At 33.7% G+C, this 19219-nt stretch carries 21 protein-coding genes and 2 pseudogenes; 6 read left to right on the forward strand and 17 right to left on the reverse strand.

The genetic code is table 11. The features are described from left to right. Positions 1 to 31: 31 nt before the first annotated feature. Positions 32 to 259, reverse strand: a complete 228-nt coding sequence (locus CD33_RS19885; protein WP_309299202.1) for a hypothetical protein — start codon at positions 257 to 259, stop codon at positions 32 to 34. Between the two features lie 97 nt (positions 260 to 356). Then, a complete protein-coding gene (locus CD33_RS11770; RefSeq protein WP_036201035.1) occupies positions 357 to 1865 on the reverse strand; it encodes a leucyl aminopeptidase in 1509 nt (502 codons plus the stop codon). 235 nt (positions 1866 to 2100) lie between these two features. On the opposite strand from CD33_RS11770, the gene CD33_RS11775 reads away from it, so the two are divergent. Continuing rightward, entirely contained in the window at positions 2101 to 2577 is a 477-nt protein-coding gene (locus tag CD33_RS11775) for a divergent PAP2 family protein (RefSeq protein WP_036201036.1), read from the forward strand. Positions 2578 to 2734: 157 nt separating this feature from the next. On the opposite strand, the gene CD33_RS11780 is transcribed toward CD33_RS11775, so the two are convergent. The 6 genes and pseudogenes from CD33_RS11780 to CD33_RS11800 all read right to left on the reverse strand — a co-directional run bounded on the left by CD33_RS11780 (position 2735) and on the right by CD33_RS11800 (position 8899). Next, on the reverse strand, positions 2735 to 3064 hold the full coding sequence (locus CD33_RS11780; RefSeq protein ID WP_036201038.1) for a YuiB family protein: 330 nt from the start codon (positions 3062 to 3064) through the stop codon (positions 2735 to 2737). 190 nt (positions 3065 to 3254) lie between these two features. After that, positions 3255 to 3752: an NUDIX domain-containing protein gene (locus tag CD33_RS11785; RefSeq protein WP_036201039.1), complete on the reverse strand. Its 498-nt coding sequence runs from the start codon at positions 3750 to 3752 to the stop codon at positions 3255 to 3257. A 140-nt stretch (positions 3753 to 3892) separates the two neighbouring features. Further along, positions 3893 to 3994: pseudogene (locus CD33_RS20725) on the reverse strand (iron-sulfur cluster assembly accessory protein); the annotation flags it as partial. A gap of 527 nt (positions 3995 to 4521) precedes the next feature. After that, positions 4522 to 5718, reverse strand: a complete 1197-nt coding sequence (locus tag CD33_RS19480) for a putative phage abortive infection protein (protein ID WP_052130189.1) — start codon at positions 5716 to 5718, stop codon at positions 4522 to 4524. 468 nt (positions 5719 to 6186) lie between these two features. Further along, the gene (locus tag CD33_RS11795) at positions 6187 to 8034 is read right to left on the reverse strand and encodes a DUF262 domain-containing protein (protein WP_036201041.1); all 1848 of its coding nucleotides are present in this window, start codon (positions 8032 to 8034) and stop codon (positions 6187 to 6189) included. 565 nt (positions 8035 to 8599) lie between these two features. Beyond that, positions 8600 to 8899, reverse strand: a complete 300-nt coding sequence (locus CD33_RS11800; RefSeq protein WP_036201042.1) for a hypothetical protein — start codon at positions 8897 to 8899, stop codon at positions 8600 to 8602. Positions 8900 to 9039: 140 nt separating this feature from the next. On the opposite strand from CD33_RS11800, the pseudogene CD33_RS20940 reads away from it, so the two are divergent. Then, a pseudogene (locus CD33_RS20940) lies at positions 9040 to 9126 on the forward strand (hypothetical protein); the annotation flags it as partial. Positions 9127 to 9416: 290 nt separating this feature from the next. On the opposite strand, the gene CD33_RS11805 reads toward CD33_RS20940, so the two are convergent. The 4 genes from CD33_RS11805 to CD33_RS11820 all read right to left on the reverse strand — a co-directional run bounded on the left by CD33_RS11805 (position 9417) and on the right by CD33_RS11820 (position 13665). Beyond that, positions 9417 to 10514 carry a hypothetical protein gene (locus CD33_RS11805; RefSeq protein ID WP_036201043.1) on the reverse strand — a complete coding sequence of 366 codons (1098 nt, stop codon included), beginning with the start codon at positions 10512 to 10514 and terminating at the stop codon, positions 9417 to 9419. Positions 10515 to 11360: 846 nt separating this feature from the next. Next, positions 11361 to 11930, reverse strand: a complete 570-nt coding sequence (locus CD33_RS11810; RefSeq protein ID WP_036201045.1) for a recombinase family protein — start codon at positions 11928 to 11930, stop codon at positions 11361 to 11363. 159 nt (positions 11931 to 12089) lie between these two features. Beyond that, a complete protein-coding gene (locus tag CD33_RS11815) occupies positions 12090 to 13118 on the reverse strand; it encodes a tyrosine-type recombinase/integrase (protein ID WP_036201046.1) in 1029 nt (342 codons plus the stop codon). 172 nt (positions 13119 to 13290) lie between these two features. After that, entirely contained in the window at positions 13291 to 13665 is a 375-nt protein-coding gene (locus CD33_RS11820) for a HesB/IscA family protein (RefSeq protein WP_036201047.1), read from the reverse strand. A gap of 216 nt (positions 13666 to 13881) precedes the next feature. Here CD33_RS11820 and CD33_RS11825 point away from each other — a divergent pair, with 216 nt between their 5' ends. Then, positions 13882 to 14583: a DUF2225 domain-containing protein gene (locus CD33_RS11825; protein WP_036201048.1), complete on the forward strand. Its 702-nt coding sequence runs from the start codon at positions 13882 to 13884 to the stop codon at positions 14581 to 14583. Between the two features lie 263 nt (positions 14584 to 14846). Here CD33_RS11825 and CD33_RS11830 read toward each other — a convergent pair whose 3' ends face one another. Then, positions 14847 to 15083: a NifU family protein gene (locus CD33_RS11830; protein WP_036201050.1), complete on the reverse strand. Its 237-nt coding sequence runs from the start codon at positions 15081 to 15083 to the stop codon at positions 14847 to 14849. 82 nt (positions 15084 to 15165) lie between these two features. Here CD33_RS11830 and CD33_RS11835 point away from each other — a divergent pair, with 82 nt between their 5' ends. Further along, positions 15166 to 15495: a YuzD family protein gene (locus CD33_RS11835; protein WP_036201051.1), complete on the forward strand. Its 330-nt coding sequence runs from the start codon at positions 15166 to 15168 to the stop codon at positions 15493 to 15495. Positions 15496 to 15607: 112 nt separating this feature from the next. On the opposite strand, the gene CD33_RS11840 is transcribed toward CD33_RS11835, so the two are convergent. After that, positions 15608 to 16681, reverse strand: a complete 1074-nt coding sequence (locus CD33_RS11840; RefSeq protein ID WP_036201054.1) for an NAD(P)/FAD-dependent oxidoreductase — start codon at positions 16679 to 16681, stop codon at positions 15608 to 15610. A gap of 193 nt (positions 16682 to 16874) precedes the next feature. Between CD33_RS11840 and CD33_RS11845 the strand changes: the two genes are divergently transcribed. After that, positions 16875 to 17111 (forward strand): YuzB family protein, encoded by a 237-nt coding sequence (locus CD33_RS11845; RefSeq protein WP_036201056.1) that lies wholly within the window; start codon positions 16875 to 16877, stop codon positions 17109 to 17111. Between the two features lie 59 nt (positions 17112 to 17170). On the opposite strand, the gene CD33_RS11850 is transcribed toward CD33_RS11845, so the two are convergent. Next, entirely contained in the window at positions 17171 to 17929 is a 759-nt protein-coding gene (locus tag CD33_RS11850) for a TIGR01457 family HAD-type hydrolase (RefSeq protein WP_036201058.1), read from the reverse strand. Then, positions 17916 to 18377 carry a DUF86 domain-containing protein gene (locus tag CD33_RS11855; RefSeq protein WP_036201060.1) on the reverse strand — a complete coding sequence of 154 codons (462 nt, stop codon included), beginning with the start codon at positions 18375 to 18377 and terminating at the stop codon, positions 17916 to 17918. The genes CD33_RS11850 and CD33_RS11855 overlap by 14 nt, the downstream gene beginning before the upstream one ends. 86 nt (positions 18378 to 18463) lie before the next feature. Between CD33_RS11855 and CD33_RS11860 the strand changes: the two genes are divergently transcribed. Next, positions 18464 to 18730, forward strand: a complete 267-nt coding sequence (locus CD33_RS11860; protein ID WP_036201062.1) for a DUF3055 domain-containing protein — start codon at positions 18464 to 18466, stop codon at positions 18728 to 18730. Positions 18731 to 18853: 123 nt separating this feature from the next. Here the strand turns inward: CD33_RS11860 and CD33_RS11865 are convergent, their stop codons facing one another. Next, a complete protein-coding gene (locus CD33_RS11865) occupies positions 18854 to 19204 on the reverse strand; it encodes a YutD family protein (protein WP_036201064.1) in 351 nt (116 codons plus the stop codon). Positions 19205 to 19219: the final 15 nt, after the last annotated feature.

Here is a 19219-nt window from a genome sequence, read left to right on the forward strand (position 1 = left end):
CGCGATTTTTCATTGTTCGCGCTTCTTTTATTTAATAGTATCTTCTGTAAGGACCACGTCTGTGCGGGTAACGGTTATATCTTGGGTAGGAATAGTATGGATAAGGCTGGTACGGATAAGGATAAGGTCTACCGTAACCTCTATTATCAGGTACGATTACGTTTCCAAGTAGACCTCCCAAGAATCCCCCGATAAACGGATATCCAAATTCAGAAAATCCACCGCCATATCCACCATAACCACCATAATAATTTACCAATAACATCTACCTCCTTTTCACTAATAACTTATGTTAGAAATGATAAGAAAGGTATGCTATATGCCCACTAGACTTAAAGTTCTTAGTAGTAGGATATTTACTTGTTTTGTTCGCCCAATCTTTCAACAAATGTTGCGAGAGTTCTGACCATGACCCCCGTTGCGCCTTTTGGACCTAAATCATGAGCGCTGGAAGCACCCGATGTTCCGGCAATATCCAGATGAATCCATGGCGTATTTTCAACAAACTCTCCAACAAAGCCTCCACCAAAGATCATATGCCCATCACTGCCTGGTGAATTATTTAGATCCGCAACATCCGATTTACGAATTCGCTTCTTATCCTTTTCAGTTAAAGGCATTCCCCAAACAAATTCACCCGTTTCAATACTAGACTCGATAAATGCATCGAAAAACTCTTCATTATTCGTTAAAGATCCCGTTTTGTCAAAGCCCAGTGCTGTAATTACACCGCCAGTCAATGTGGCTACATCAATCAAGTAATTTGCCCCTTGTTGCTTTGCATAAGTGACAGCATCCGCCAACACAAGGCGGCCTTCAGCATCGGTATTCAATACTTCCACCGTTTTCCCGTTATACATTGTAATGACATCATCCGGTTTGAAAGCCTCCCCTGAAATCATGTTGTCTGTCGATCCAATCACGGCTACAACATTTTTATTTGGTCGAACTTCCCCGATGATTTTCATCGCTCCCAGGACAGCTGCTGCACCACCCATATCGCCTTTCATGCCAACCATGCCCGTTTTCGGTTTGATTGAATAACCGCCAGTATCGTAAGTTACTCCCTTGCCGACCAGTCCTATAACATCTTCCCATTTTTCAGTAGCTTGGTACTTAATTGTTATTAATCGAGGTTCTTCAACAGATCCTTTATTGACACTTAAAATACCTCCCATACCTAGCTCTTCCAACTCGGACTTTGTCAAAATTTCAATTTCAAAATCATATTGCTTCGCCAACTTTTCCGCGTAATTGCCAAGCTCCGTTGCTGTCAATAAATTTGGAGGTAGATTTACTAGATTACGTGCTTCATTCACAGAATCCGCATAAATTTTTCCTACTTCATAGGCTGCCGCTATCTCGTCGATATCCGCATTTGTTACAAAATGAACAGCATCCATATATACATCAACTTCATTGGATGTCGTTTTATAGTTCGGTGTTTGATAGAATCCCATACCGGCACCTTCTGCAAATAAAAAGGCGATTGTCTGTTCATCGATAGGGCTTGCCGTAAATGATTCCAGCCAAATGGAGAATTCATTTACTTTTAAAGCTCGTAATTGCTTCCCGACTATTCCAAAAGTTTCTCTTAACTCATTCTCCGTTAAAGTTTTTGTATCACCCAAACCTACGAAAAGTACACGCTTCAGATGTTTGTTTTCACCAGTATAAGGGATTTTCGTTATTTTTTTTCGGTCTGTATCTATATCACAAGTACGAATCCAATCTTCCACATTTTCGCCATAGAATGAAACGAAGTCCTTCCATCCATTTATATGATCGCAATTTTTTTGAACACCGACGATCAGTAATTCTGTATTAACTTGTTCAAAGGTTTTCTGTTCTTTTACAATTTTCATTTCAATTTCCCTCCATCTAATCCACTTCATTGTTTATGTACTTGCATCTTTGGTGAGATTCTTCATTCTATTCACTGCATTAACGATTTTCCCCTGAATGAATATATATACATTATAGTAAAGAAATTGCTATTTATCGAATATTTCAAATTACGAATCGATTATAAATTGAAATCAGCCAGTTCGGATATGCTATACTTTAGACAAAGCTTAAGAAAGGTAGGGATTGTTTGTTTTGGCACTCCTTCAAAATACACCAATACTTTTATCCATTTTCTCCATACTGTTTGCACAATTTGTAAAAGTGCCTATTCATTTAATTGCTACAAAAAAATTAGATTGGTCCCTGATGACTTCTACAGGTGGTATGCCAAGTTCCCATTCGGCTGCCGTAACGAGTCTTGCGACGGCAGTAGGGTTTGAAACGGGCCTTGACTCCCCTATCTTTGCAGTTGCGGCCATGTTTGCCTGTATAGTCATGTATGATGCCACCGGGGTACGTTACCAGGCAGGACAGCATGCTGTAATTATCAATCGCATACGCAATGAACTAACCGTCTTTTTCAACGAGGTAAAACATTGGCCGGAAAAAAATGAAGATGAAAAAATGAAAGAGCTAAAAACATTGTTGGGACACAAACCAAGTGAAGTATTCATGGGGGCATTAACCGGCATTCTCATCTCCATTTTATTTTATAATTTATTTGTATAATGGATTTATCGATATAGTATTGTTTGAGATTTTTACGATGATAAAAAAAACTGACCCTTTGCGAGTCAGTTTTTTTGCTGATTAAAAATATACGTATTCAATGTTACACCCATAGAAATCATCACCGTAACTATTACTCAATCGAGGTGTTTTTCACTTAGAACATACGGTATCCTGCTTTTCGAAGATAAATCATTACAATTCCAGCCACGATAGCTCCTGCAAAACCACCTATAAGGATGGAGATATCTACAACTTGCAATGCTTGAAGCTTGTCCATAAGTGCTGGGAAAGCGGTATTTGCTTTGAAAATATAATCTAGAAAACTTACTTCATCGATAATAAATATAACCACGATCGGGTAAACAATAGCCATTAACCAAGTCATACGCAGCAACATGTTTAATAAGAAACCGATTCCAAAAAACATGACGAAGAAAAGTACGACTGAGATGATTAATTGAACTAACGAAACTGAATCACTCATTTTATGTATAACCTCCGTTTTCCTCTCATTAGTTTACATGATAAAAGGACTCCTTTCAAATATAAATGCAGTTGCTACCAGTGCAAATACTAGAAATCGATGCTGGCGATCGAATGAAGCAAGTCATATAATTGCCGGAATGTTTGGTGGTTTATTTTGTTTCAAGTAATTCGGGAATATCCCGTTTTCCCTATTTATTGTAAAATAATCGATACGCCGAGTATTCGAAAATATCCCCTGGATTTATGCCGTCTTTTTTATATAGTTGATGCTGAACCAACTCATGACACGCCATTTCCTCCAGCATGACAGAAGCTTCGCCGCTTGCTGCAATCTCTTCCACTGTTAGCCACCGGGCATCTGACAATTCCATCTCCTGTATAAGGATGTTTTGTCTTTCACTTGTTGGCCTGCAACAGAAAATAGCCATGTTATCGCTGATTTCTCCTCGTATGACGCCAGTACGGAAGCCTATTAATCCTGTCACTTCACACTGGATTCCAGTTTCTTCCCCTACCTCTCTGACAACCGCTTCATCTGCCGTTTCACCATACTGAACAAATCCAGCCGGCAATGACCACATCCCTTTTAGGCCGCTGTACTTCTTTTTAACCACGAGCCATTTTCCTTCTTCATTAATAACGATGCCCGCAACTCCGAGCCAAACCTTCCCACGATCCTTTTTCATTCTTATCCCCCTTGTTCCATTTCTTGGGCACTTCTAATTAGTCTACGCTTAACTTATCATTTTTAAGAAAAGAAAAAAACCTCCTAAAGGGGCTTAGATCCTTTAGGAGGTGCTCAATAAATCGTTCGTGCAAATATATGTTATTCACAAACCTCTGGCGTACCTTCAACTTTGGCCGTTCTAAATGAAGTACCACAGCCACATGAAGCGATGGCGTTTGGATTGTCGATGGTGAAACCGCCACTGTATCATCCTTCGATTAAAAGGTTGTTATATCAGCGTTTATTGAGATTTTAAGGGATTATGAATCACAGAGTGGGTTGTGAATCCCATGTCTCTATGATTGTGTATATCGCTGACTTAATTGTACCCTAACTTTCACATTTAATCTATTTTTATCTATTCTAAAATTAAGGAGATCCCTAAAATTTTATCAGAACAAAATAAAAAGAGAATTGATTAACAGATTCTCTTGGGACTTCACATAATTGGAATACACCGATTTCATTTTCAGTTGTTAGAAAGATAGTGATAGTAATTTTAACTTTTACAGTCTTTTTCTCTTTTATTAACAACTCAACTATCTTTTCATTCTTTTATTAACTATAATTAACTTTTAATATTTGAAGGAGACTTTACAATGGAGCAATTTATACAAGACTAAGGTATGGTACGAACTATTAAACTCAACTCAGTAATCTATACAATTCAGTCTCCATCCATGAAAATCCTAAATTTGCGCAGTTTTCACTCTTATTTTGAATTTGAATTATACATTTTCTAGCTCTACAATCTTTTCTTCATCGTCTAACCATATCCATTCATTCTCTAATAAATGATTATCGAAAAAGTTTAGACCTTTTAACTGATCTTTAAACCTCTTACCTTTTTCTGAATACATTACATTATAAAATAACATCATCAGCTCATAAGAAGACAATTGGGCTCTTAATATCCCTCTATATTCTTTACGTTCTTCCTTTTCTAATAGTTCTGTTTCATTAATAAATTTAATTATTCTATACAAATTTCTATAATAGTGTCCAATTAAATATTCATATTTTGTATAAAACTTTGTATACCTATGAATTTTAGTTGAATTCCATTTTTCTTTATTTTTGATCGTATTAAAGTAAGGACTAAAATATCTTCCCTTAACAACTGCCTTTAGTATTCGATTTTTTACTTCTTCTAGATTATCTTTTAATAAATGTTCATCCGTTTTTAAATGTTCCTCGTAAAACTCTTTGAAATTATAAGGTACTCTATCAGAATTAGGATTGTTATTTAGTTCTGATAAATAAGCGTCAATGTAATATGTATTTAATCCCATCTTCACTTTAATGTCATTTTCAAAATCACTTACACTAATCTCTTCATACATTATTTTAATTTGTTCATAACTTAATTCATTATTAAGTTTATATTCTATAAATGCTTTATGAGATTTAAACTTAAACTCAAAAAATAAATTTTTAATTAATTCTCTTGATTCCTTTTCATCTAATGACATATCAGATAAAATCTGATGATGTAATCCAACCATATGAAAAAAAGTAGTTTCAAATTGTTGCTTTTTTAGTGTCTGATTAGTTATTGCATATTCTTTTCTAGCTTGAATTAATTCGTTTCTTTGCAAAGAAAGCTCTTTTTGCTGTACTTTAAATGTCGCCATTAATATTAAAAAACTACCGAAATTGAAAAATGCAACTGTAGAACCTCCTATAACATCACCTATTTCCCCCATTCCCTTGAGCTTATTCAGAAGAAATTCAAAACTAGTGTCATTCAGAGCTATTAATGTAATTAATAACAATCCTCCAAGACCAACAGAAATAACAGCAGTTTTAATCCAACCATCAAATTCTTTATTATTTTTACTAACATCTTTTTCTGTTTCAAAATTAATATAAAAATAAACAATAATAATGACTATAAAAATTAGCAGACCGTTAACAATATACATTTTCCACCTCGATATACTCCAGAAGTAATTAAAATTAAATTGATTACCTAATAATATCAAACTTTCACGAACCAAATTATACCATAATAATATGATTTTACTATTAAAACTACATTTCGACTAGTAGTTTTATATCATTCCATTTGTCTTTCTTTCCACTGTTGACATATACACCTTCATGTCGGTAACGGTTTAAATTAAGAAGAGGAGATGAAATTAAATAAACAATTCTTATATTAGGTAGAAATATAATAGTACCTATTAAAAAATAATCTTTACCTTCATAAAACCATGAACCAACAAAATGACAGTACACAAATTAACTCAAATGGAATTTTCTAAAATATAATTTCTACTTAATAACATAAAGAAAAGCCACGTTCTATTTAGAATGTGGCTTTTCTTTATATTATTAAAAGATACTATCTAAGAGGGTTATCTCCTTCACAATATCCTAATATTAATTAATTATTTTTGATTGACTAAATCGTATATTAAATCCGCTATTCTAGAAGAGCGATCTTTAATTGAATCTTTATCAAAATGTCCCTTAATATTGGGTGCATACTTACTTTCTTTTTCGTTTACTAAGGCAACTAATTTTGCATTAATACCACCTTTTGTTGTGGACAACAAATCTTTTGCAATTCTTTGAGTGATAATAAAATCTTGATCTGAATACAATTTTATCTTATCTTCAAACTTTTTATTTCCTAAACTCGAATTTTCATTATTATAAAGTAAAGTTAAGTTTCCAATAAGGTTCTTATGATCTTTAAAATCCTCAACTGACATAAAACCAGCTTCAGTAATATCTTTATCAAAAATTACCTCTTTAGATAAAATATGCTCAACAGTAATTTTCTGTTTTTTCGCTGGCACAATTACTAAACTATTACCATGTAAATATAATTCAATAAACTTTAAAATTACAGATGCCTTTTTAGACAAACTTCCATTGGCATTTTCTAATTTTCTTAATGGAAGTATTTGTTTAATATCAGTAGATTTACTTAGAATTATCTTTTTGGCTTCTATATCAAGTTTTTTATAAGCATCCTCAGTAGATTTTCCGTTTTGAATTTCTGAAAAATAATTTTGTAAAATTGTTGGAAGAGTACTTTCGATAAAATTCATTTGTGTAAATGAGAATAAAACAGACGCTCCAAGTCTTACTCCAAGGTCTAAGACCTGTTCCTTTACTTTTATATCTCCCTGGTAAAAAGGGATTAATAAAGAATGTAACTGCTTAATATTAAAAAGTTTAAAAATGATAAACATGTTATGATCATCTAAGAAGATTTTATAATTTCCTTTTTCAATTTCAGAGTACGTCTTAGAGACACTCTTTAAATCTTTTACTAATTCAAATATTTCAATGCTAGTAAGCTTCTTAGTTTCAAAGTAATCGTATACAATATCCTTTTTTATATTTTCTGCATATTTACCAATTATGTAATGTTTTAGGAAAGTTGAAGATGATATTTTACTTTTTGGGCTCAACTGGAGATTAGAAATAAATTCATTCCAATCATTATTAAACTCTTCTACATCATCTTTTCTATTAATGTCTTTAGAGATAGTCTTAAGGAACAAATTTTTCACTAAATCAAGTGGTTCTAAACTTCTCCCTCTATCATTAAGTACTTCAAATAATTGAAACGCTTTGTTATAACTCGTTGATACAGTAACAATGAAGTAGACTCTACTTTTAAAATAAGAAATGAAATTTTTCAATTGATCATCACTTAATTCTTCTAAATAATCTTTTGCTGTTGTATAGACTTCCTCTATTTTCGAATCAGACTCTAGTTTTACATCATACTGTTTATTATAGAGTATATTTTTATACACCTTACCAAAATTTAGTGCAACATCATGTATTAATTTACAATCCTTAATTTCATCGTCGTTATCCAAAATTGCATATGATTGAACTATGTCATTTAGTTTCATCTGCCATTTTTTTATTTCTTTTGCATTTTGAGATGAAGTTATTTTGGCTTCAACAATTTCCTCTAATGATTTACAAATTAACGTTGTTGTAGTAAGACGTTGCTGCCCGTCGACTACTAGATAACGTTCATTATCTGTTGGTTTAATTAATACGATATTTCCTAATAAATATCCTTCTAGGTCATCTTCGCCTAATGTAAAACCATTAGTATCTTCGGATAAATCATCTAGTAATTGTTGTACTTCCTCTTGTCCCCATACAAAATCCCTTTGAAAATCGGGGATCAAAAACTTATATGAGTCATCTGATAAAAAAGACTTTATATTTAATAGCTCTGAGCTAATACCATTTTTAATCATATTAATTCCTCTCTTAAACTTATCTAATCTTTTAATATTATAGCATATCGACTTTTAAAACATCTGTTTAGTATGAAGGCTATAGTGACAAAATATTAGCTCCTTAATCTAAGGAGTTTATTCCAACAATACCTATTATTCATTCTATAAATTATACTAAATAAAACTTAGATTTTATTTAGTACAAATGTAAATTATAAATTAGCAGTTTACACTAGTGCCCCTGAAAAAAACTAATTATACTTATATACTGATCTCAGACTGTATACAACACAAAAATACAAGTTTATATTAGGTTACACCTTCACTGACAAAGTGCCCTTTATTTTCACTTTGTTATAAAATACGAGAGTAGATTCAAGGGAACAGAATTCTTGAATCAGAGCTGAAAAATATTAATCAGTACAGAACATAAAGAAACAATTGAACGTGTCTTTGTAGATACAAAAGATAAGCATGTGGTATACAGTAAACAACCTATCAATGATTACAAAATACCTTCAGAATGAGAACAATCTGAAGGTATTTAGTCGACGTCTAAAAGCACATAGGAGTGCTTCTATAACTATTTATTAAATTTTCTTCCTAATTCTTCCAAACGTGCGATTTTTTCTAATAACTCGTTCTTACTAATAGCTAGTTTTGTAATTTCTTCTACCGATCCAGTTAGAATATCTTTTTCAAACTCATCTTCAATGTCATTACTTAGAAGATTCTCTAATTGTTCTTGAATATCTTCGTAGTAAGCTGTTATTTCATCATTTATATTTTCTATTTTTCCGTTTAAGTCTGAATCTTTCAATTCCTCGTATTCATTTAATTCAGCTTCTTGAAACTCTAGCATCATATTCTTAGTTAAACCCATACCAAATCAATCCTTTCTAATTTAAGATCACTGGAGTACTATCACTTTAACAATTAATGTTATTTTTGTCTAACAATTAACCTAGAACTATCGTTTTTTTAGTAAATCAACAACACGGTTGTATCTAATGCCATTCTAAAGTTACATTGAGCAATGCGCATTTTGATCATATTATTCCATTTAAATTAGTTGGAGATGAATTGGAATCAAACATACAAGCATTATGATCTACTTGTAATTTAGAAAAGAACGAATAAATATTACCCACTAAAGGCTTCCTACTTAAACCAATAAGACTGGACTTAAATTAAATACACTATGATTTAAACTTCGATTTCATTTACTATTATATATCCAGTTGCCTTTTGAAAAGTTTATAAATATAAAAACCTTTTTTAGGACGCACTTATTTAATATATAATATAAATATATTTATACTTTTTCTATATTATTAATTTATTATATAAGTGCGTCTAAAAGCGGTTTTTTAATATCATTAAATTTTAAACAAATATTTTTATTCAAATGGACTCTCTTCTAAGACTAAATCTCTACCTCTACTTAAATTTGTTTCATCATTTTTCTCATCTATATCATCTACAATAAAACCAATTTCTTCTTCGTACTGTTTTGCACTTAACTTTCTTTGTTTAGGAATAACATTCCACTCAATAAAACTTTTTGAAAACCCTCCAAAATTTTTCACACCGTAAGTATTTGCTTTTGTTTTTTTCCCCTCTGGTTTATCTTTACAAAATGGCATGTGATTATTGGTAATCATATTTCTTTTTTCAAGATTTCTTAATTGTTTTTTTACAATTTCTACTGTTAATCCCGTCACTGATACTAAATTTTCAATTGAACATGTAAATCCCTTTTTAAATTTATCATTTTGGTATAATAGAAAACTATACATATAAAACGCTTCAACACCTAAATCTTTATCTGCCATGCAATACATAAAAATATCAATATCAATCATATGTGTGTTTTCTATTTCCCAAAAAGTACCGTTATTATATCCATCTTCTTCTGCCCATACTCCTCTATAAAATGCTTTAACAGGAAAGTTAATTTTTCTATTTTTACTATTACCATAATTCTCTGGATATTCACTTGTCATAACAAAGTGATTAATCTCCCACACCCCATTTGTAATCATATGTTCATGTAGAATACATTCAAGTGGTCTATCACTTTCTTTTCTAATATATCCTAATCTATCAAGAATACCGCCTTTTTTAGTGATATATGAGTAGGAATTTGATTTAGAAGGAAAACCTAAAATCCTTTTAATCATACTTTCATCTATTGATTTGTTTCCATCTAAACTATTATTCCATAAAGTATAGTACTTACAATATCGGTACATGTAATGTGAAAGATACACATAAGCATAAGCAAATGCGATATGTGTAGAAGATTTAAATTCATTTATCTTTCTCCCTTCTTTATCATAAAATCCTTCGACAAAAACTCCTTCATCATTTTCATATCCTTTTAGTTCAGTAAAAATTTCATTTGGCATAAATACTTTATGTTCATGCTTTCCAACATTAAAAATTTCATTTTGTAATTGTATTCTATTAAAGAATGCCTGATTTTTTTTTGCCACTTTTTATACTCCTTATATTTGACATAATTAAAAATTAACAATAAAAAATGACTTAATCTTTTACGATTAAGCCATTTCTTTTTTCCTTTAGTTTGTCCCTAGATTTTTCTCGATTAAAGTAGGAATTTGATTAACAATAAGAATTATTTTCTACAGTAATTAAATCGCCCCCTTTCTATAAGTTAACTTCTCTTAAAACAATTACTTAAATATATCAACCAAAAACATAATTAATAAAATATACCTACAATTGTTAACAACAGATAATAGAAAAGAAAACTCCAACTCATTACTGGAGTTTAATCGCCCTCATACTTAATACTGTTTTTCACTTTAATTTTTCTATATTTTTGGCTTCAACGTACACAAAATTTATCAAATGCACAAAACTCCCACCAAAAGTGAGGAGTAAAAAGAGGACATAATATTCATTTTTAATTCTATACTATTTACTTCATTTTCTATTTTCAAAAAAAACTTCCATATATATCTATACATAATAATCTGAAAATCACACACTTCTCATATTTTCATAAAAAATGGCACAAAATTAACAACTTTTTTGTTCACTTTACTAATATTTTGAATTACTCTAGATAAAGTTTTAATCTTATTATCATAATTACTTTTCGTTATCGTAATTATTTTTAATTGGAGAATACACATAAGAGTATTCTCTCAAAATTTATAACGACATAGAACCAAATTACTGTAATCCATTCCCCCCATTAGAAAAAGCGACTACGATTTTACGTAGTCGCACATGCATTATTTAATAAAACATCATCTATTATTAGTATCTCATTCAACACTTTTTTCTTTGCCCACCCAAATCTAAGTCTTAATTTATATTACCTCATTCTCTTTTTTCTTTTTAACATTTCTTATCAATGTACTTTTACTAATACCCGTTAACTCAACAACTTGGTTATAGGAATGAGTTTTTAGCAATTCTAAAGCATGATCTAATTGTTTCTTTGTATAGGTTGGTTTTCGCCCTTCACGATATCCTTCTCTACTTCTAGCTATCACTTTCCCCTCTTGCGTACGTTCAATAATTAAGTTGCGTTCCATTTCCGCAACAGCTAATAATGTTTGTAAGAAAAATCTTCCCATTGTTGTATCTTCGAGCAACCCAATATTTAATACATGCACTCTTACACCTTTTGAAAAAAGTGATTCAATCACTTCAATTCCTTCCTTAGTATTACGGGCTAATCTATCTAACTTGGTTACTATTAGTTTATCCCCTTCATTTAATGAACTAAGTAGTTCATTAAATTGTGGTCTATCTGTCCTAGTTCCCGTAAACTTCTCTTTGTATATAACGATTGCCCCTTCGTTTTTTAGTGCATGTAATTGACTTTCTAAATCTTGTCCTAAAGTTGATACACGAGCATATCCGTATACTTTCATTTTAAACCCCTTCCTTCCTCTAAAGACACTTAGTTCTGGCACCATCTAGCACCTTATAAAAACTGAATCTAATAATCGTTCTCATATCTCAAAAGTTATGACACCACTTTGGCTTATCTTGAAACTAATTACTCAATGAATTGTCACAGTAGTTACTTTCTATTTCTTTTTATTGAGTAAATTCATCACTGGCGAAAAGTTATCATGTGACTTTCTTAAATCATCGATATCCATTTGAATGTATCTTCTCATAGTTCTAATATCACTCCATCCGCCCATCTTTTGAAGTGTAAAGGCATCACAACCATTAAGAGTCATATTCTTAGCCCAAGTATGACGGTAAACGTGTGCTGTGACTTTCTTTCCTTCAATGCCTACTTTATCTGCATAGTATTTCAACCTCTTATTAAATTGGTTTTGACCAAGAGGCTCACCCCACTGAGATAAAAAAATCCTATCTGTTGTGAAATGTTTCTTATTTTCCCCTATTAACTGTAACAGCAGTTTTACTGTATGAGCGGATATTGGTATAATACGAGGCTTACGGTTTTTGTTAACCTCCCCTTGTAAAGTTATAAATCGTGTTTGAAAATCTATATCATTTGCTCTGAGACTCAATAGCTCATTTGCTCTAATCCCAGAATCAAGAAGTAAATTCATTGCAACATAATCTCTGAACCCAACATAATCACGTTGATTTGGTTGTTTAAAAAGTTCTTTGACCTCTTCATCAGTGAAGCAGTTTGTGAGGTCTATATCTTGCTTTAAAAGCCTAACAGAGTCCATTGGGTTATATGCTATTAATTCTTCTCTCTCAAGAAAATTAAACATCGCTCTGTAAACTCTAAGACGAATATTTATGGTTGTGTCAGCAAGTCCAATTCCTTGTTCTTCCTTAATAAATTTATGCCCTTCATACTTCTTAGCATCATATTTTAAGTAATTAATGTAATCCCTAAAGATTTGTGGTGTGAGTTCATCAATGTACTCTATCTCATAGTTTTCATTGAGCCAATTAACAAAGTATCCCCAGTCTTTTTTGTAATCACGTAATGTTCGAGGTCTAAGCCCTTCCGCACTTTTACCCGCAATTACAAAATCAATAGCTTGTTCAAAATCAATCTTCGGATAGTCCTTCTCAAGACTCATTTTTCCAATTGCTGTACGTTTTCTTTTCTTTAATTCCATACAAAAAAGCCTCCTCAATTAGTCATGTTTTGCAACATCACAATCAAAGAGACTTGTTATTCACAACCCTTTTCAGTACATTTTAGGGTTGTTATTATACATTTAAAGGATTGTGTACACGCCGATTTCTACTGTAATTCACAATCCCTAATTACCTTCTATTTTATCGTTGTTATTCACAAACCTCTGGCGTACCTTCAACTTTGGCCGTTCTGAATGAAGTTCCGCAACCGCATGAAGCGATGGCGTTTGGATTGTCGATGGTGAAACCGCCGCCCATTAAGGATTGTTTGTAATCAATTTTCGTTCCCATCAAGATTGGTGCGTCTTCTCGGGAAACAAGAATTTTCAAACCGTGTTGCTCATCTAAATAATCTTCTTCACCAGGGGTTTGGTCGAAATTCATGCCATACGAAAGACCGCTACAGCCACCACCATGAATTGTTACACGCAAAAAAGAGCCTTCTTCTTCGTTATGATTTTGCATCTCTTTAACACGAATCGAAGCCGCTTCAGTTAATTCAATTACTTTCTTTTCACTTGTCATCCCATTCACCTTCCTTCTACCTATATCATATCAAGGTACACCATAAAAAGAAAGATATGTGTACTTGCAAGCTCGGTTTATCCACATTCATTCCTTTTGTCAAAGATATATTATAAATGCTTGCTATGCGATAAATAGTAAAATATATTCACTACTTTCTAAAAATTAAATGATATAATAGTCTTAAAAATAAAGCTTTGAAAGGGGTCTAATTGTATGGAATTATCACCTTTCTATGAGAAAAAAGTTGAGTGTCTATGCTGCAATAAAAGTTTTTCTACTACAAAAATTCGTTCCAAATTAGTTAAAATCGACAGTACAGATACGGATTTTTGCCCAATATATTCTGAATCTTCTGTGCCCGCTTTTTATTATAATGTTTTTGTTTGCGAACATTGTGGTTTTTCTTTTACGGAAGATTTCTCAAAATACTTCGCTCCTGGTGTGAAAGAGCAAATCTCCCAACAAATTTCAACAAGATGGGTTCAACGAAGCTACCATAAGGAACGTTCACTTACCCAAGCATTGGAAACTTATAAATTGGCTTTTGTGTGCGGGACAATCAAGAAAGAGAAATTTGTTACACTCGCCGGACTTGCCCTACGAATCGCTTGGATGTACCGCAAACTTCAAAATGCGAACCAAGAACAACGGTTCCTCAAACTAGCGCGCGATCAATATACCGAATCGTATTCAACTGAAGACTATGCATCCACTCAAATGTCTAGTACGCGTGTAATCTATATGATTGCTGAACTATCAAGACGAACTGGCGATTTAGAGATGGCAACACGCTATTACTCCAAAATTATTGAAAGTCAACATATTGGCGGAGAGGCAAAGTTAATTGACATGGCGAAAGAACAATGGCAATTGGTGCGCGAAGAACGCGAAAAAGTGAGAGCTACAGCTGTATAATTATAGAATGTCTCAGAAGGAGGTTGCTTCCTTTTGAGGCATTTTTCAATTATGGCACGTTTAGGTGGGCGCGTGCCTAATTATCCCCTGAAGTACCTCTTCATAGAAGAAGCACAAAATATAATAAATAAAAGCTTTAGCTCCCCTTTGGTTTTTGACAAACCCTAATTCAATATATTGTTTAACCCTTCTAATAAATAAAAAGCCCGATTCTGGAATACAACCATGTTGTTTTCCGAATCGAACTTTATTGGCATATTTTATTAGAAGACTTGTTCCACTTCTACGATACCTGGGACTTCTTCTAAAAGAGCACGTTCAATACCCGCTTTTAGTGTGATTGTAGAACTTGGGCAGCTGCCGCAAGCACCTAATAGGCGTAGACGTACGATTCCGTCTTCTACGTCAACTAATTCGCAGTCTCCTCCATCGCGAAGTAAAAAAGGACGTAATTTATCTAAAACTTCTTGTACTTGTTCTTTTTGTTCTAATTCTGTCATTTCCCTCGACTCCTTTCATTAAAATAATTATAATGTGAAGAAAGAAAAAAATCCATAATTTGAGTTTAAGAAAGGTGATCCTATGAAAGAAAATAATCCCATCATCGAAGTTTATGGTACTGAAGTAATCTGTGCAAGCTGTGTCAATGCACCATCATCGAAAGATACATATGAATGGCTACAAGCTGCGATTAGCCGGAAATACCCGAAGGATTCCTTCTCTATTCGTTATATCGATATAGAACAACCTTTAGAAAACGAAGTTGATAAAGAATGGGCGGAGCGTATTCAAAATGATGAATTTTTCTACCCGCTCGTTCTGATCAACGGTAACGTAGTCGGTGAAGGCTATATACAAATCCAACCAATATTCTCAACTCTGGAAAAACATGGGTTTTCTGCCGCTGAATAAAATCACTCGAAAATAAACAAAATCTCTATTGGACCGTTCAGCTTAAACCAACAAGTTCATAGAGATTTTGTAGTTATTTATTATGCTTCAGTTAATTGAAAATTATTTGTTGTTATTGAGAATCATTTTGACGTTTGTACATCCATAAAAGACCTGATTTCATTAAGCGTGCAATACGTCCCGTAACAGTTGTATCCGCTAAATGTACAAAGCCTTGCTTCTTCCCTAAAGAGCCCATAAAGCCTTTTAATTTAATGGGCGGCATTGTTTCTGGAAGTGGTTCGTTTCTCCATCGTTTGGTTAACACTTTTACGATACGTTCAGCCTGCTCTTCAGCCAGCTGTGCACTCGCAGGCAGATCCGAAGAAGCACAGTCTCCAACTACAAAAACATTTTCATCATCATTCAGATGGAAATATTTGTTGACAATCGGACGGCCTTTTCGATCTTTTTCTGCGTCCATTTCTCGAACAATTTTAACTGGCTGTACGCCGGCTGTCCAAACTACTGCATCTACCTCGATTACTTCTTCGTGATTGTGCAGGCGTGTTGGTTCTACTTTCGTAATGTTCGATTCCGCAATTACTTCTACATCATGTTTAACAAACCAAGCCTTTACATAGTTACTTAGTTTTTCAGGGAAATCACGTAAAATACGTGCAGAGCGGTCAAATAATTTTATTTTCAAATCTGAACGGCTTTCACGCAACTCACTTGCCAGCTCAATTCCACTCAGTCCGGCACCGACGATCCCCACTACGGAACCCGGCGGCAGACCGCAAAGAGTTTCAAACGTTGAGCGTGACTTTGCGATTGTTTGAATACTATAACTGTTTTCCTCTGCTCCAGGCACATTATGATAGTCATCTTCACAGCCAAGGCCGATTACTAAGTCATCATAAGAAACTGTTTGGCCATCTTCCAAATATACGACCTTTTCTTTTCGGTCAATTTTTGTAATTTCTCCATACACTCGTTTAAGTCGCTCATGTTCCGGAAAATTAACGCGAACATTTTTATCTGTTGTTGTACCAGCCGCCAATGCATAGAATTCCGTTTTCAAGCTGTGATGTGGTGTTCGGTCAACTAAAGTAATAATTGTGTCTTCTGGAAAGTTATTAGGCAATAAGCGTAACAATATACGCATATTTCCGTATCCTCCACCTAGCAAAACTAGTTTTCTCATATAATACTCCCCTATATCTATTGTTGATTTGTATCAGGTGAAAATCGTTCACAATTTATCCATAAAGAGTATAACTTATTGTGAGATATTTCACAATATCTTTAGGGAAATTTTTGTGAAAAGTTTCACAAAAACTCATTTATTGACGAAAACTAAAAAACAGAGTAGCATGTCATTGTGAGGTGACAACGGCGTGAATCCATTAGTAGAATTTTGTATTAGTAATCTAGCAAACGGTGCTCAAGAGACTTATGATATTCTAGAAAACGATCCAGACATTGATGTTCTTGAATACGGGTGCCTAAGTTATTGTTCACTATGCGACCAAAATTTATATGCACTTGTTAATGGTGATATCGTAGAAGCCGATACACCTGAAGAATTAACAAAAAAGATTTATCAATATATTGAAGAAAACCCGCTTTTTTAGGGGTTTATCATATAAAAAGTTCCGCACACAATTTGTATGCGGAACTTTTTTGTAGACACTTACAACTCTTCAATACAATATGTAGGCTTTTGGTCCTTTTGCAAAACGATCTCTGTTTTGACTACCCCGGTATTCACATGTATCGTATCACAACCAAACCGGATTCCACATAATATATCCGTATCATAATTGTCCCCAATCATGACCATCTCTTCCTTTTCAAAGCCATACTCCTGCTGGATCACTTCCAACATGACCGGCGAAGGTTTCCCTACAAAAACAGGTTCCACCTGTGCCACGTTCGCTACTAAATTTACAAAAGATCCGTTCCCAGGAATAAACCCTAGTTCGGATGGAAAACGAATATCTTCATTAGTCCCGATCAATTTTGCCCCTGTTTGTAAAGCAAGGGAAGCTTTGACCAACTTCATATAATCAATTGTTCGGTCAATCCCCATTACCACTACGTCAGGGCGTGCTTCATCCGTATCCACCAGATCCAACCCTTCCGCCTCTAGTGCGGTACGAATTCCATCTGAACCGATCATAAAAATTTTGGCTTCCTTAAAGTGCTGCACAACGTATTTTGCTGTTGCCAAAGCACTCGAATAAATTCGATTTGCAGGGGTGTCAATCCCTATATCAGCCAGAACTTTTTGAAGTTGTTCCGGTGTTTTTGATGAATTATTCGTTACAAAAAAATAGTCCAACTGTTCCTCCTCTAGTTGGTGGATAAAACGGATAGCTGAATCAATCCCCTTTTTCCCACGATAAACAGTTCCATCCAAATCAAAACAGTAAGCTTTATACTTCTTCATTAGCGTTCGCCGGCAAAAATGCTGAAACAGGGCCGAGTTCGTTTTCTAGATAATTCATAACAAGGGAAGAGAACTGTTTAATGGCCTGCATATTGTTTGTAAGCACTTTCAGAACATATTCGTTATCTACCTGCACAAATTCCCTCACGATCATTTTACGCAGTCCTACAACCTCTTTAAATGGCTCTTCCATCTCGTCTGAAATCACTTTTTCATCCACCAAGATATCGATTATATCTTCATAGCTCCCTGGGTCACGCATAATGAACCCATCAATGATTAAGTTACCAACATCCATCAACGCTTCCATCGTATTATGGCCAATACGTTGCAAAGCTAGGACTGTAATATCATTTTGTAACCAATTTTCCTCTTTTTCAAAAATTGAAATCAGCTCGTCAAGATGTTTTAAAGTTACTGAAATTTTATTACGATCGACAAAATACATAAATGGTTCCCCCATTATTAATAGTTGATAGTTATTTCTCTTATATAGTAACATATTCTATAGAATTGGAAGGGGTCTTATACAATATGGAGCGTTTTTTCTTATATGATGATGTAGAAGAGTCAAAAACTAGATTTGTCAGCTTTACCGGCAAGAAGTTGCGCTATGATTTAGCGATTATGCAATCCTCCCGTTTTTTTGGAAAAGTGCTTGTTCTGGATATGCAGATGGGCCGCTTTGCCATTATCGGTCCAGACGACGTAGAGGAACCTGGATACTTGGAGCATGTCTTTAATAAGACAGAGGAAGAAGCGGAAGATTTACGTGACTATTTAAATGAGCTATTGGCATAAAAAGGGACACTTGATGAAATCTCATCGAGTGTCCTTTTTATTACGTTTACTGCTTCTTCAGCGCAATGCCAACGTTCCATATCATTAAGGTTATAAACCTGCTGACTTCCCTGCCCCTTAAGATTAGTTCTCGACTTCCGCAGTTGTTTCCGGGATAGCTTCTCCCACACTGGAAGTTGATGACTCTAATTGTTTCGGCGCTTTTCCTGTTTTTCGAAGGATGAAATAGGCACAGCCAAAATTACAATACTCATATAAATAATCTTCTAAAGTACTTATTCTCGTATCAAAAGTTGCTTTTTGATTTTTGTCTTCAAAAAACCCTTTAAGACGAAGTTGGCCATATCCCCAATCACCAACGATATAATCGTACTTTGTCAGGATATCTGAATATCTAGCTAAGAAAGCATCCTCTTTAAAACCCTCTCGGACATTTTCGATAATTTCATAGGTATATCCCTCGGCTATAATCATCGAAACTCCTCCTAT

The organism is Ureibacillus sinduriensis BLB-1 = JCM 15800 (genome assembly GCF_000772955.1).
Lineage (GTDB): Bacteria > Bacillota > Bacilli > Bacillales_A > Planococcaceae > Ureibacillus > Ureibacillus sinduriensis.